The following is a 12564-nucleotide window of genomic DNA, read 5'->3' as shown; positions in this document are numbered from 1 at the left end:
TCCGCAGGCGTGGGAGCCAGCCATTGTATAAAAAGTGCACAGTTCTGTTAACCGGTCTGTTCCTGGCAACCAGGCTCGCCCTGGCAGCCCCGGGTGACCCCCTGCCCGGCGACGAGGCGATCCGCCAGCAGCTGGCGCAGCCGTCGCTGAGTTGCGTCTCCCCCGCCGTCGTCCCCGATGCCTTCGCCCTGGAGGCGCTGACGGCCTTCTATCGCCAACTCGACTACCAGCGCGTCTGGGCCGCCGATGCCCGCCTGGAAAAGCTGCTCGAGCAGCTCGCCCAACTGGTCGACGACGGCCTGGACCCGGCCAACTACCAGCTCGCCACCCTGCGCCGGCTCGCCAGCGACCCGGCCAGCTATCCGCAGCGCAGCGCCTGCACCGAGGTCCTCGCCACCCATGCTTATTTGCAAGCCTTGCGCCATCTTACCTACGGCCAGCTCGACCAGACCCAGGCGGAACCGCTCTGGCGCTCTTCGAACAGCCGCGCACCAGCACCGCCTGCGCTGTTTCCGACCTTCGCCGTGACCCACCTGGACGACCTGCCCGCCGCCTTCGCCGCGGCCCGTCCGGACTTCGAGCCCTATCTCGCGCTGCGTCGCGCCCATGCGGCGCTGCGCCAGAATCCGCCGCGCAACTGGCGGCGCGTGCCGGCAGGCGACCTGCTGCGCCCGGGCATGGCGGACGAGCGCGTGCCCCTGCTCGAGCGGCGCCTGGCCGACGAAGGCTATCTGACCGAAACGGCGCGCTCCGGCCCCGACCAGCAACGTTACACGCCGCGCCTGGTCGAGGCTGTGAAGCGCTTCCAGGCCCGGCACTTCCTCGAGGACGACGGCGTCGTCGGCCCGTCCACCCTGGCGGAGCTGAACGTCACCCCCGCCGCGCGCCTGGAGCAGGTCCGCGTCAACCTCGAACGCTTCCGCTGGCTGGCCCGGGAAATGGAGCCGACCCTGCTGCTGGTGGATGTTGCCGGCGCCCAGCTGACCCTCTTCCGCGACCGCCAGGCACGCTGGCAGACGCGCACCCAGGTGGGGCGTCCGGCCCGCCCCACGCCGCTGCTCAAGTCGCAGGTCACCCACCTGACCCTGAACCCGACCTGGACCATACCGCCGACCATCCTGCGCGAGGACAAGCTGCCGCAGATCCAGCGCAACATCGGTTTTCTGGCCAGCCAGAACCTCAAGGTGATCGACTACCAGGGCAACGAGGTCAACCCGCACAGCGTCGACTGGCACAATCCCAGCGGCATCATGCTGCGCCAGGACCCCGGCCCGCACAATCCGCTCGGGCAGATCGCCATCCGCTTTCCGAACCCCTTCTCGGTATACCTGCACGACACACCGAGCCAGCACCTGTTCACCCGGGAGACGCGCACCCTGAGTTCCGGCTGCGTGCGCGTGGAGCGGGCGATGCAGCTCACCGACCTGCTGCTGGAGGGCGCCAGCCCGGCCGAGCGCCAGCGTTTCGAGGAGCTCCTCGCCAGCGGCAAGACCCGCAACCTGAACCTGCCGAGGCCGGTGCCGATTCTGCTGGCCTACTGGACCGCCCAGGTCGACGACAGCGGCCAGTTGACCTTCCGCCCGGACATCTACGCCCACGACGAGAAGGTCCTCGCGGCGCTGCAGGCCTCGCGCTGAGCGGCGGACGCCCGGACTAGAAGCGCACGCCAAGGCTGAGCAGCAGGTAGTCGCGATCCACCAGGGTGCTGTACTCGCCGCCGAAGAAGTCGGTGTAGGACAGCCCGGCGCTGTAGGTGTCCAGGTAGTCGACATCCAGGCCGAGGCCGAGCGCCTTGCGGCCCTCCACGAAGTTGCCTTCGGGGCCGGGGGAATAGCCGTCCACGTCGTGGGACCAGGCGATCCCCGGCTTGAGGTCCAGCCCCGGCAGGACGTCGCGGTACTCCCAGGTCGCGCGCAGCCGGTAGCCCCAGGAGTCGCGGGTGGTGAAGCCGTCGTTCTCGCAATAGCGGCCGAGGTTCTTCTGCGAACCACCGGCCAGAGTCGCGGCATTCTGTGCCTGGCAGGCCCCCTCCGGCAGCGGACCGGCGCCAAACACCGGATCGCGGCCGTAACGCAGCCGGCTCGCCCCTTCCAGACCGCCGACGTGGGTCCAGCCGACCTCACCCTCCAGGGTCAGGCGGCTGGCGCCCATCAGCCCATCGAACTCCTGGCTGAAGCCGGTCTGCAGCTGGATGATTTCCTTGCGCCGGTAGCCGCGGACATCCTGCCCCGGACTCGCCTGCAGCAGCGCCGCGCTCGGCTCCAGCGGGGTCAGGGTGGCGCCGAGCAGATCGTTGATGTTGAGCTGCACCGGGGCGTTCGGCCGGTAGCTCAATTCGCCGCGCCAGCGGGTCCCGGCCGCCAGCGTGGTGGAAAAGCTCAGGCCGAACAGGCGGATGTCCTCGGGGTATTCGACGAAATAGCGCGCGTTGCCGGCCGCCGCCAGCGGCCGCAACGCCTGCGGCAGGTTGGCGGCGAACGCCGCCGGGCCGGCGGCGCCGGTGCTGAAGATCGCCGCGCGGCTGTGATAGTTCATGAAGTAGGCGCCGAACTCGGTATCCAGCGGCTCGGCGAAATAGCGCAGGGCGATCCCCCACTGGCCGCCGTCGCGGGCATCGCGGTCGCCGCCGCGGCGCACCAGCACGCCCTCGTCGGGCGAGGTCCAGGCGACGCCCTGGGCCTCGAGCGCGGCGATGTCGGCGGCGCTCAGGGCGCCGGCCCGGCTGAGCACCGCCAGGTTGCGGTCGCAGCCGTCGGCCAGCATGTCCGCCTGGGAAAAGAAGGTGCCGCAGTTGTCGCTCAGGGTCTGGTCCCAGGCCACCTGGTAGAAGGCCTCCAGGCTGAAGGCATCGTTCAGGCTCTGGGCGAGGTGCAGCAGGGCGACCGGCAGCCGTCCCTCGCGGACCTCGGTGACGGGGCGGCGGAAGGTCTGCGCATCGAGGGGATTGATCGCATCGATGCCGCCCTGCAGAAAGAGGCCCTCGCCCCAGTTCACCACCTGCCGGCCGAGGCGCAGCGAACCCGGCAGCTCGCCGACGAGGTAGTTGCGGTAGACGAAGGCGTCGAGCAGCCGGGCGCCGGAGGAGCGCACGCCCTCCTTGCGGTTGCTGTCGTCGATGTCCTTGAACGGGCGCTGCTCGTCCTTCAGCTCGAAGTCGTACCAGTAGTCGCCGCGCAGGAACAGGCCGCTGTCGCCGCGCTTCAGCTCCAGGCCGTGCACACCGCGCAGGCGTTTGGCGAAAGTTTCGCCGCGCTTGAAGTTGCGCCGGCCGTCGTCGCTGATCGGCGACAGGCCGCGCCCGCCGTCGGCGCCGATCAGGTCCTTGTCCGCCTTGTCCGTCGACCAGCCGGCCTCCAGCGTCAGGCTGGAGTCGAGCTGTGCCTCGAGCGGACCGATATTGAAGCTCACGGCGCCGGCCGGCGCGGCCAGCGAGGCGGCACAGGCGACGGCCAGGGGCCGGAGGACGGGAAGGGATGGCATCGAGGCGACTCCAGGGAGCGGCAGGCAAAGCGCCTATTGTCCCTGTCTCCCCCGGGCCGCCGCCAGCCCGAAGCGTCCTTCGCGCCGAACGGAACATCTCTGCTAGGCTCGCCCCTGCCCTACCTCCAGCCAAGGAACCCCCGATGAACAAGTGCCGTGCCGTCTTCCTCGACCATGCCTCCCTCGATCTCGGCGACCTCGATCTCGCCCCGCTGCGCCTGGCCTTCGACGAGCTGGTGCTGCACGAGGCCAGCAGCGCCGGCGAGGCGGCCGGGCGGCTCGCCGGCGCCCGGGTGGCGATCGTCAACAAGGTAGTACTGAGTGCGGAGACCCTGGCCGCCTGCCCCGACCTGGAGCTGGTGCTGGTCTCCGCCACCGGCACCAACAACGTCGACCTCGCCGCCGCCCGGGCGCGGGGCATTGCGGTGTGCAACTGCCAGGGCTATGGCACACCCTCGGTGGCCCAGCACACCCTGATGCTGCTGCTCGCCCTGGCCACCCGCCTGCCCGACTACCAGGCGGCGATCCGCGCCGGGCGCTGGCAGCAGGCGACGCAGTTCTGCCTGCTCGACTTCCCCATCGTCGAGCTGGAGGGCAAGTCCCTCGGCCTGCTCGGCCACGGCGAGCTGGGCAGCGCCGTCGCCCGGCTGGCGGAAGCCTTCGGCATGCGCGTGCTGCTCGGCCAGCTGCCGGGCCGCCCGGAACGCGCCGACCGCCTGCCGCTGGCCGAGCTGCTGCCGCAGGTCGATGCCCTGACCCTGCACTGCCCACTGACCGAGCAGACCCGCAACCTGATCGGCACCGAACAGTTGCAGGCGATGAAGCCCGGCGCCTTCCTGATCAACACCGGCCGCGGCGGGCTGGTCGACGAACAGGCGCTGGCCGATGCCCTGCGCCGCGGCCAGCTGGGCGGCGCGGCCTGCGACGTGCTCAGCGAGGAGCCGCCGCGCCACGGCAATCCGCTGCTGGCGCCGGACATCCCGCGGCTGATCCTCACCCCCCACAGCGCCTGGGGCAGCCGCGAGGCGCGCCAGCGCATCGTCGGCCAGCTGACGGAAAACGCCCTGGCCCATTTCGCCGGCACGCCGAAGCGCCGGGTCGACTGAGAGGCTGTGAAAAAACTCCCGCCTACTGCGACCGACTCCAAACGCCCGCTGCTGCGTTGCGCTACGTGAAAAGCAAGGTCATTTAGCTCGCTAAACTCCCCCGCTTTTCATGTAGCGCGCCTTGCCGCGAACGCTTGGAGACGGTCTCGCGACGGCGCTCGATTTTTTCACAACCTCTGAGCCGGAAAGGGCTCTGCTAAGCTGCCGGTTTTTTCCGAGGAGGTTTCATGGACCCGCGTAGCGAAGTGCTGTTGCGCCAGGCCGAACTGTTCGGCGGCGACCTGCTGCTGGCCGGCCTGCCCGCCGACGACCTGCTCGGCCAGCTGCCCGCCGCCCACGGCTGGAGCTGGCAGGCCGGGGAGCACGCCGCGCTGGCTGCGCGCTTCGCCGGACGCTGTCAGTTCGGCGTCGTTCCCGGCGAGCGGCCCTTCGCCGCCGCCGTGCTGTTTCTGCCCAAGTCCGTCGAGCTGGCCCGCTATCTGCTCGACGCCCTCGCTGCCCGCCTGCCCGGCGGCGAGCTGTACCTGGTGGGAGAAAAGCGCGGCGGCATCGAGAGCGCCGCCCGCCAGCTGCAGGCTTTCGGCCAGCCGCGCAAGCTGGACAGCGCGCGGCACTGCCAGCTCTGGCAGGTGACGGTGGAACAGGCCCCACCAGCGCCCGTGCTGGAGGAGCGCGCCCAGCGCTACCGGCTGGAGCTGACCGACGGTCCGCTCGAGGTGGTCAGCCTGCCGGGGGCGTTCAGCCACGGCCGCCTCGATCGCGGCAGCGCCCTGCTCCTCGAGCATCTCGACGGGCTGCCGCCGGGCGATCTGCTCGACTTCGGCTGCGGTGCCGGAGTGCTCGGCGCGGTGCTCAAGCGGCGCCATCCGCAGAGCCGGGTGAACCTGCTGGACGTCGACGCCTTCGCCCTGGCCAGCAGCCGCCTGACCCTGGCCGCCAATGGCCTGGAAGCGGAGCTGATCGGCGGCGACGGCATCGGGGCGGCGCCCGACGGGCTGGCGGCGATCATCAGCAACCCGCCGTTCCATCAGGGCGTGCACACCGACTACCAGGCCACCGAGGAGCTGCTGCGCGAGGCCGCCCGGCACCTGCGCCCCGGCGGCGAGCTGCGCCTGGTCGCCAACAGCTTCCTCAAGTATCCGCCGCTGATCGAGCGCCACCTCGGCCCCTGCCAGGTGCTCGCCGAGGCCCACGGCTTTCGCATCTACCGCGCCGTCCGGGCGCGCTGAGCTTGCCCGTCATCGGCAGCTTGGGCACAATGCGCGCCGTCCTGGGGGAGTAGTCTCCCGCGAGCGCCCGCTCGCCCGGCACCCGTCAACATGCTTGGCCCACCGGCCATGGCGGGTGCGACCCCGGCCCGCCACGCAGGCCGCAGGGTTTGACAAGACCCATGACACGTACACCTTACGCCGGGGCGGGAGGTGCGCGTGTCATGGAAATGTGTCGACCCGCCCCGCAGGAAATCCGATGGAATCCCTCTTCGTCCCTACCCTGATCGTTGCCCTGGCCGAAATCGGCGACAAGACGCAACTGCTCGCCCTGCTCCTCGCCGCCCGCTTCCGCCAGCCCTGGCCGATCATCTGGGGCATCGTCGTCGCCACCCTGGCCAACCACTTCGCCGCCGGCGCGGTCGGCAGCTGGGTCGCCGGCTTCTTCTCGCCGGCCACGCTGAGCGCCATCCTTGCCGCTGCCTTCGCCGCCGTGGCGGTCTGGACGCTGGTTCCGGACAAGCTGGACGACGACGAAGAATCCGCCCTCAAGCGCTACGGCCCCTTCGTCACCACCCTGATCGCCTTCTTCCTCGCCGAGATGGGCGACAAGACGCAGATTGCCACGGTGATGCTGGCCGCGCAGTATCCGCACTTCGTCCTGGTGGTGATGGGCACCACGCTGGGCATGCTGATCGCCAACGTGCCGGTGGTGCTGGCCGGCAACTTCGCCGCCGACCGCCTGCCGCTGACCCTGATCCGCCGCATCGCCGCTGCCGGCTTCGCCGCCCTGGCGGTCTACACCGGCTACCAGGCGCTGCAGCTGGCCGGCTGGGTCTAGGGCCGTTTCACGGTACTCGGGCTCAAGGAATGCCCGGACTTCCCCCTCTCCCAGGCATGGGAGAGGGCGCTGAAGGCCGTCGCTCCCAAAGATCGCTGCAGTCTTGAGCCGGTGTTTCACGAACAGACCCTAACCCTTTCGTCCAAGGGGACCGCGCTTGCCCGGTGCGGCCCCCTTGGGCACAATGCCCGCCGTCCTAGGGGAGTTATCTCCCGCCCGCCCGGGCCTGTCGCCAGGTTCGGCCATGACGCGTGCAATCCAGGCCCGTCGTATACATGCCCAAGGTATGACACGCGTCCCTCACACCCGGGGCGGGAAGGCGTGCGTGTCCTGGAAGACTGTCGACCCGCCCCCAGGAAATCCGATGGAATCACTCTTCATCCCCACCCAGATCTCCATCCTCGCCGAGATCGGCGACAAGACCCAGCTGCTGGCCATGCTGCTGACCCTGCGCTTTCGCAAGCCCTGGCCGATCGTCTGGGGCATGCTTGTCGGCATCCTCGGCAACCACATCCTCGCCGCCGAAGTCGGCCACCTGGCCGCCGGCTATCTCTCGGAAGTCGCACTGAACGGCATGCTCGCCCTGGCCTTCGCCGCGATCGCCGTGTGGACCCTGCTGCCGGACCAGCGCGGCGACGACGACGACTCCAAGCTCAAGCGCTACGGTCCGTTCCTGACCAGCACGGTCGCCTTCTTCTTCGCCGAGATGGCCGACAAGACCCAGGTCGCCACCCTGGTGCTGGCCGCGCAGTACGAATACCCCTTCTTCGTGGCGGTCGGCACGACGCTGGGCATCGTGATCTCCAACGCGCCGGTGGTGCTGCTGGCCGGCAACTTCGTCGCCCAGAACCTGCCGCTGAAGCTGATCCGCCGGATCGCCGCCCTGGCCTTCATCTGCCTGGCGGTGTATTCGGGCTACGAAACAGCGAAGCTGGCCGGCTGGCTGTAATGCCGGCAGCGCTGCCCCCGAGCGGGGCAGCGCGTCGGCTCAGTTGCCGCCCCGGGCCTGCCGGTACAGCGGCATGACCTTGGGAATCGCCGCCTCCAGCGCCGCGGTGCGGTTGCCGGGCGCGGGGTGGGTGCTCATGAACTGCGGGGTGCCGTTGTTGCCCGCCTGGCTCATCTTCTGCCACAGGGTGATCGCCGCATTCGGGTCGTAGCCGGCGCGCGCGGCCAGCTCCAGGCCGATCAGATCGGCCTCGTTCTCGTTGCTGCGGCTGTTGGGCAGGGTCATGCCGTACTGCACCGCCACGTCCGCCATGGCCATGCCGCTCTCGCCCACGCCGAGCAGTGCGCCGGCGCCCTGCTTGGCCATCTGCACGCCGTAGGCCTTGGACATCGCCTCACGGCCGTGCTCGCGCAGGGCATGGGCGATCTCGTGGCCCATGACCGCGGCGATCTCGTCGTCGGTCAGGCGCAGCTTCTCGATCAGCCCGCTGTAGAAGATGATCTTGCCGCCCGGCCCGCAGCTGGCGTTCAGCTCGTCGCTGTCGATCAGCGCGACCTCCCACTGCCACTGCGCGGCGTCGGCGCGGAACAGCGGCGCCTTGGCGATCAGCCGCTGGGCGATGGCGTTCAGGCGCCGGGCATTCTCGCTACTGGTGTCCAGGACGCCCTTGGTGGAGGCCTCGCCCAGGGTCTGCTGGTAGGACTGGGCATACATCTGGTTGACCTGCTCGGTGGAGAGCATGCTGAACATGTACTGCTTGCGCTCGACCCCCACGGCACCGCCGCTGGTGGTCTGGACGGGCTGGCAGCCGGCCAGCAGCAGGGCGGTGGCCACAGCGGTGAGATAGGAAGACTTGCCCATGTGGGTACTCCTGACGAACACGGCCCGTATGCTAGGTCGCCGGCACAGGGGCGGCAACCGGGGCGGAGGATTGAATAATGGCTATGAGCCAGCTCCGCAAACGGAGCCGGCAAGAGAACTCCGCCAGACTGGAAAGTTCCCGCCGCGCCGCGGCTCAGGCGGGTGTCAGACACTCCGGGGCGTCCAGCTGCGGGTCGTTGACCAGCGCCGCCAGGGCCCGCTCGCGCAGCGCCGGGGCAGGCCGCAGCAGCAGCGCCTGCAGGGAGGCCGGGGGACTGGCAGCATCCAGCCAGAGCGCCTGTTCTGCTTCGTCGAGGATCAGCGGCCGGCGCTGGGCGGCCACCGCGAGGGTGATCATGGCGACGCTCAGGTAGACCTGTCCGCCGACCGGATAGGCCTCCCAGACCGCTGCGAAATGCAGCAGCGGCGCCGCGCCGGTCAACCAGTAGGGGCGCTTGCGCGCAGCGCCGCGCCACTCGTAGAAACCGTTGGCCGGCAGCAGGCAGCGGCGCGACCGGAAGGCCTCGCGGAACATCGGCTGCTCGACCAGGGTTTCCGCCCGGGCATGGGCCGGGGCGCGCGACAGGTCGGTCAGCCAGGCCGGGGTCAGCCCCCAGCGCGCCAGCGCCGCCTCCCGCGCGTCGGCCACGCCGCGCAGCATCAGCACCTGGGCGGCCGGGGCGATGCTCCAGTGCGGCGCCAGGTCCGCGGGAAATCCGCGCAGGCCCGCCAGGGCCGGCGGCCAGCGAAACAGGGCGTAACGTCCAGTCATGGCGGCAAGCTCTCGGGACAGGATTGGCAAAGGCATCGGCCATTGTAGCGGCGCTGCCCCGCCCACGCCTCAGTCATCCTCCCGACGGACCGCCAAAGTCCAGTCGACGCCATCGGTATGCAGCTCGAACAGCAGCGGACGGCAGCACACCGGGCAGTCCTCGATATACTGCTGGTCGCCGGCGGAGAGATCGAGCAGCGCCTCGACCGTCTCGCCGCAACAGGGACATTGATAGCTCTGCATTTCCAGCATCGTGGACTCTCCCGAGTTGCCGCTATAATGCTCGACCGATTTTTCCCCGCGACAGGAGGCGCAGGCCCGCGCCTCCGCCTCTTTTTTATCTACCCAGTCCTGATCAAGAGCACATGATGGGCGAATTCGATGCCATCCGACCCTATGCCGACGCCGAAGTCCCTGCTGTCCTGCAACGGCTGATCGCCGACGCCGACTTTCTCGACATTCTTACCCGCTTTCGCTTTCCGCGCCTGGCCGGGCCGCTCGGCTGGCTGCTCAAGCCGCTCATCGCCTTGCGCCTGCGTGCCGAGTTCACCCGCATCGACAGCATCGCGGCCCTGCAGACGAAGATCGAGACCTATGTCGACCACACCATCGAGCGCGCCACGGATGGCGTGACCTACAGCGGTGTCGAGCAGCTCCGGCCCGGCAAGGCCCGGCTCTTTCTCGCCAACCACCGCGACATCGTCATGGACCCGGCCTTCGTCAACTATGCGATCTACCACGCCGGACTGCCCACGCCGCGCATCGCGATTGGCGACAACCTGCTGCAGAAGCCCTTCGTCAGCGACCTGATGCGCCTGAACAAGAGCTTCATCGTGCATCGCTCGCTGAGCGGACGGCGGGAAAAACTCGCCGCCTACCAGCTGCTCTCCGCCTACATCAACCATTCGATCCGGGTGGAGGACGAGTCGATCTGGATCGCCCAGGCCGAGGGCCGCGCCAAGGACGGCGACGACCGTACCGACTCGGCGATCCTCAAGATGTTCCACATGAGCCGCAAGGACGAAGCCTTCGCCGAGGTGGTGAAGTCCCTCAACCTGACGCCGGTGTCGATCAGCTACGAATACGACCCCTGCGATCAGGCCAAGGCCCGCGAGCTGTACATCCGCGCCAGCACCGGCAGCTACACCAAGGCGCCGGGCGAGGACGACCAGAGCATCGCCCTCGGCATCACCGGTTACAAGGGCCGGGTGCACATCCACTTCGGCACGCCGCCGGAAACCCTTCCGGAGGATGCCAAGCAGCTCGCCGCGGAGATCGACCGGCAGATCCTCGGCAACTACCGGCTGTTTCCCGTCCACTACCTGGCCTATGCCATGCATGCCGGACGCGATCCCGGACTGCAGGTTCCGGAGGCGGCGCAGCTGTTTCCGGCCGACGAAGTCGCCCGCGCCGAAGCGGAGTGGCAAAAGCGCCTGGCCGCCTGTCCTGAGGAGCAGCGGCCCTACCTGGTCCTGCAATACGCCAACCCGGTGCGCAACCAGTACCGGGTCAAGGCCGGCCTGCCGCTGTAGGAGCGACGGCGGCGCACCCCGTCAGAGCCGGGTGCTGCTCCAGGAGAGGAACAGCGCCAGCAGCAGGGTGCCGGCGCCGAAGCGGTAGAAGAAGCGGTTGACCCGTCCGGTCGCCGCCTCCAGTGCCCAGGCTCCCTCCTCGTCCAACTCCCCTTCGCCGGCCAGACGCGCCAGGGCACGCTGCTCGCGCAGACGGGTGGCGAGCAGCAGCCAGCTCCCGGCGAGGGCAAAGAACAGGGCCACGGTATTCAGCAGCAGTGACGGGGGAAGCGGCAGGGAAACCCCAAGAGCCGGCAATAACATCGAAACCTCCGCATCGGCAAGGTGCACGGAGGAGCCGCGCGCACCACAACTGGGAAAGACGGAGCCGCTCGGCGGCGGGTGGAAAACGTCACTGCCCGCAGCCGCAACCGGGAAACCCCTGTCGCAGAGTGGCCTGGCGACGTCCGCACGCCCCGCGGGGGCGGCTGGCCGATGGCTTGCATGAAGCCTCGGCGCGGACAGAGAAGACTCGGATATATTCTACGCAAGCCGAGCGCCTTATAAGCGCTGCTTTCGACCAAATACCCAATAAGTCCTTGAAGTTCTGATTCCGTCGGGAAACGGTCATCCGACCGTTCTACAGTCCGAAGTCCTGGCCATGGGGCAAGGCATCCGATCAGCCACGGAGGAACCGACATGCAGCACGCCGAATCTCTCGAACGCCCGTCCGAGTTGCAGGACGAGTTGGAGGAGCGCATCGGACTGGACTTCTGCGTCCACGACCAGGACTGGCTGGACTACTGCCGGCTGGGCGGCCACGAGCACTACGAACTGCCCGCCGCCAGTCGGCCGAAGAGACGCTACGCCAAGGCCGCCTGACAAGCCGCACAGCCGGGTACCAGCACCGCCACGAGCGCCAGCCCCTGGAAGCGAGCCCGGCTCCGGCAAGCGGACCGGGCTGCACGAATCCCCGCCTCAGCGCCCCAGCAGCAACTGGCCGATGGCCGGATCCTTGAAGGCACGGGTCAGGGCATCGCTGAGCACATCGCCGACCAGCTTGGTGTTGGTCTGCTGGTTCGGCGCCATGCCGAAGCGCTGGTTCAGCGCGGCGCCATAGCGGCCGCTGTAACGACGCCCGCTGTTCTGCACATCGACCCGCAAGGTCGCGCCGATATCCGCCTCGGTGACATACATCCCCTTCTTCGGCGACTGGTACTTCAGCTCGGCCAGGGTCAGGGTCAGCTGCGGCGCATTGTAGGCATTGGGCGAAGGGGTGAAACCGAGCAGGCGCACCGCCGTCTCGGCCTGGGTCTGCAGCCGGGGCAGCACATCCTGGCCGCGCACGACGATCATGCTGGTTTCCGGATACATTCCGCCGCGGGTGCCCAGGTTCGGCGAGGCGCGTCCGTCGACCACCCGCACGACGACGGGCTGGCCGCTGCCGACCGCAACGAGTGACGCGTTGAGCTTGGGCTCGGGGGTGATTTGTTGCGGGCTGAGGGCGCAGCCGGCCAGTCCCAAGCTGGCGACGGCGACCAGGCCCAGCAACAGACGATGCAGCATGCTCGATTCTCCAGAAGTGGCGAGGGAAGCGCAGTATAACGGCCTCGGCAGCCGCCCGCAGCCGGCGTCACGGCCCCGGAGCGCAGCCCTTCGCACCGCGCGGGGAGCCCCGGAATAAAACTAAAGCCAAAGGGTCAACTTTGTTGATTTGGCGCTATACTCGACCCCCGATTATAAGGTTGCTCCTGATCGGGCATCGTCATGCACAGCCGTGCAGCGCCATTTGGCACGACTTCCCGCAGAGAGTCGCCACCCGCCGCCACTGTCGGC

Annotated in this window: 13 protein-coding genes; 7 read left to right on the top strand and 6 right to left on the bottom strand. The window is 68.9% G+C overall.

Annotated features, from left to right (window positions below):
• Positions 1 to 23 precede the first annotated feature (23 nt).
• Positions 24 to 1637 carry a L,D-transpeptidase family protein gene (locus tag ACG10_RS04595; RefSeq protein WP_232487191.1) on the top strand — a complete coding sequence of 538 codons (1614 nt, stop codon included), beginning with the start codon at positions 24 to 26 and terminating at the stop codon, positions 1635 to 1637.
• Between the two features lie 16 nt (positions 1638 to 1653).
• On the opposite strand, the gene ACG10_RS04590 is transcribed toward ACG10_RS04595, so the two are convergent.
• Positions 1654 to 3480, bottom strand: coding sequence for a DUF1302 domain-containing protein (locus ACG10_RS04590; protein ID WP_089167312.1), 1827 nt, complete (start codon positions 3478 to 3480; stop codon positions 1654 to 1656).
• Positions 3481 to 3623: 143 nt separating this feature from the next.
• On the opposite strand from ACG10_RS04590, the gene ACG10_RS04585 reads away from it, so the two are divergent.
• The 4 genes from ACG10_RS04585 (at position 3624) to ACG10_RS04570 (ending at position 7584) form a co-directional block, all read left to right on the top strand.
• Positions 3624 to 4586: a 2-hydroxyacid dehydrogenase gene (locus ACG10_RS04585; protein ID WP_089167311.1), complete on the top strand. Its 963-nt coding sequence runs from the start codon at positions 3624 to 3626 to the stop codon at positions 4584 to 4586.
• A 227-nt stretch (positions 4587 to 4813) separates the two neighbouring features.
• On the top strand, positions 4814 to 5815 hold the full coding sequence (locus ACG10_RS04580; RefSeq protein ID WP_089167310.1) for a class I SAM-dependent methyltransferase: 1002 nt from the start codon (positions 4814 to 4816) through the stop codon (positions 5813 to 5815).
• Positions 5816 to 6053: 238 nt separating this feature from the next.
• Positions 6054 to 6635: a TMEM165/GDT1 family protein gene (locus ACG10_RS04575; RefSeq protein ID WP_089167309.1), complete on the top strand. Its 582-nt coding sequence runs from the start codon at positions 6054 to 6056 to the stop codon at positions 6633 to 6635.
• 364 nt (positions 6636 to 6999) lie between these two features.
• The gene (locus ACG10_RS04570; RefSeq protein WP_089167308.1) at positions 7000 to 7584 is read left to right on the top strand and encodes a TMEM165/GDT1 family protein; all 585 of its coding nucleotides are present in this window, start codon (positions 7000 to 7002) and stop codon (positions 7582 to 7584) included.
• 39 nt (positions 7585 to 7623) lie between these two features.
• Here ACG10_RS04570 and ACG10_RS04565 read toward each other — a convergent pair whose 3' ends face one another.
• The 3 genes from ACG10_RS04565 to ACG10_RS04555 all read right to left on the bottom strand — a co-directional run bounded on the left by ACG10_RS04565 (position 7624) and on the right by ACG10_RS04555 (position 9469).
• Complete coding sequence (locus ACG10_RS04565) at positions 7624 to 8445, bottom strand: M48 family metallopeptidase (RefSeq protein ID WP_089167307.1); 822 nt, start codon at positions 8443 to 8445, stop codon at positions 7624 to 7626.
• 154 nt (positions 8446 to 8599) lie between these two features.
• On the bottom strand, positions 8600 to 9217 hold the full coding sequence (locus ACG10_RS04560; protein WP_039802266.1) for an SOS response-associated peptidase: 618 nt from the start codon (positions 9215 to 9217) through the stop codon (positions 8600 to 8602).
• A gap of 69 nt (positions 9218 to 9286) precedes the next feature.
• Positions 9287 to 9469, bottom strand: a complete 183-nt coding sequence (locus ACG10_RS04555; RefSeq protein ID WP_039802265.1) for a CPXCG motif-containing cysteine-rich protein — start codon at positions 9467 to 9469, stop codon at positions 9287 to 9289.
• A gap of 116 nt (positions 9470 to 9585) precedes the next feature.
• On the opposite strand from ACG10_RS04555, the gene ACG10_RS04550 reads away from it, so the two are divergent.
• On the top strand, positions 9586 to 10749 hold the full coding sequence (locus ACG10_RS04550) for a 1-acyl-sn-glycerol-3-phosphate acyltransferase (RefSeq protein WP_198319015.1): 1164 nt from the start codon (positions 9586 to 9588) through the stop codon (positions 10747 to 10749).
• Between the two features lie 21 nt (positions 10750 to 10770).
• On the opposite strand, the gene ACG10_RS04545 is transcribed toward ACG10_RS04550, so the two are convergent.
• The gene (locus ACG10_RS04545; RefSeq protein WP_089167305.1) at positions 10771 to 11052 is read right to left on the bottom strand and encodes a hypothetical protein; all 282 of its coding nucleotides are present in this window, start codon (positions 11050 to 11052) and stop codon (positions 10771 to 10773) included.
• A 375-nt stretch (positions 11053 to 11427) separates the two neighbouring features.
• On the opposite strand from ACG10_RS04545, the gene ACG10_RS04540 reads away from it, so the two are divergent.
• Positions 11428 to 11610, top strand: a complete 183-nt coding sequence (locus tag ACG10_RS04540; protein WP_089167304.1) for a hypothetical protein — start codon at positions 11428 to 11430, stop codon at positions 11608 to 11610.
• 96 nt (positions 11611 to 11706) lie between these two features.
• On the opposite strand, the gene ACG10_RS04535 is transcribed toward ACG10_RS04540, so the two are convergent.
• Positions 11707 to 12294 carry a YajG family lipoprotein gene (locus ACG10_RS04535; RefSeq protein WP_089167303.1) on the bottom strand — a complete coding sequence of 196 codons (588 nt, stop codon included), beginning with the start codon at positions 12292 to 12294 and terminating at the stop codon, positions 11707 to 11709.
• Positions 12295 to 12564: the final 270 nt, after the last annotated feature.

It is taken from the genome of Azotobacter chroococcum (assembly GCF_002220155.1).
Lineage (GTDB): Bacteria > Pseudomonadota > Gammaproteobacteria > Pseudomonadales > Pseudomonadaceae > Azotobacter > Azotobacter chroococcum.
The sequence above is the reverse complement of the archived record's forward strand: the minus strand, read 5'-3'. Positions and strand labels throughout refer to the sequence as shown.

What these genes read in the sequence shown, in the direction of transcription:
- ACG10_RS04555 (WP_039802265.1), bottom strand. Translation starts at nt 9,469, where the DNA reads ATGCTGGAAATGCAGAGCTATCAATGTCCCTGTTGCGGCGAGACGGTC.
- ACG10_RS04580 (WP_089167310.1), top strand. Translation starts at nt 4,814, where the DNA reads ATGGACCCGCGTAGCGAAGTGCTGTTGCGCCAGGCCGAACTGTTCGGC.
- ACG10_RS04560 (WP_039802266.1), bottom strand. Translation starts at nt 9,217, where the DNA reads ATGACTGGACGTTACGCCCTGTTTCGCTGGCCGCCGGCCCTGGCGGGC.
- ACG10_RS04545 (WP_089167305.1), bottom strand. Translation starts at nt 11,052, where the DNA reads ATGTTATTGCCGGCTCTTGGGGTTTCCCTGCCGCTTCCCCCGTCACTG.
- ACG10_RS04565 (WP_089167307.1), bottom strand. Translation starts at nt 8,445, where the DNA reads ATGGGCAAGTCTTCCTATCTCACCGCTGTGGCCACCGCCCTGCTGCTG.
- ACG10_RS04590 (WP_089167312.1), bottom strand. Translation starts at nt 3,480, where the DNA reads ATGCCATCCCTTCCCGTCCTCCGGCCCCTGGCCGTCGCCTGTGCCGCC.
- ACG10_RS04535 (WP_089167303.1), bottom strand. Translation starts at nt 12,294, where the DNA reads ATGCTGCATCGTCTGTTGCTGGGCCTGGTCGCCGTCGCCAGCTTGGGA.
- ACG10_RS04585 (WP_089167311.1), top strand. Translation starts at nt 3,624, where the DNA reads ATGAACAAGTGCCGTGCCGTCTTCCTCGACCATGCCTCCCTCGATCTC.
- ACG10_RS04570 (WP_089167308.1), top strand. Translation starts at nt 7,000, where the DNA reads ATGGAATCACTCTTCATCCCCACCCAGATCTCCATCCTCGCCGAGATC.
- ACG10_RS04540 (WP_089167304.1), top strand. Translation starts at nt 11,428, where the DNA reads ATGCAGCACGCCGAATCTCTCGAACGCCCGTCCGAGTTGCAGGACGAG.
- ACG10_RS04575 (WP_089167309.1), top strand. Translation starts at nt 6,054, where the DNA reads ATGGAATCCCTCTTCGTCCCTACCCTGATCGTTGCCCTGGCCGAAATC.
- ACG10_RS04550 (WP_198319015.1), top strand. Translation starts at nt 9,586, where the DNA reads ATGGGCGAATTCGATGCCATCCGACCCTATGCCGACGCCGAAGTCCCT.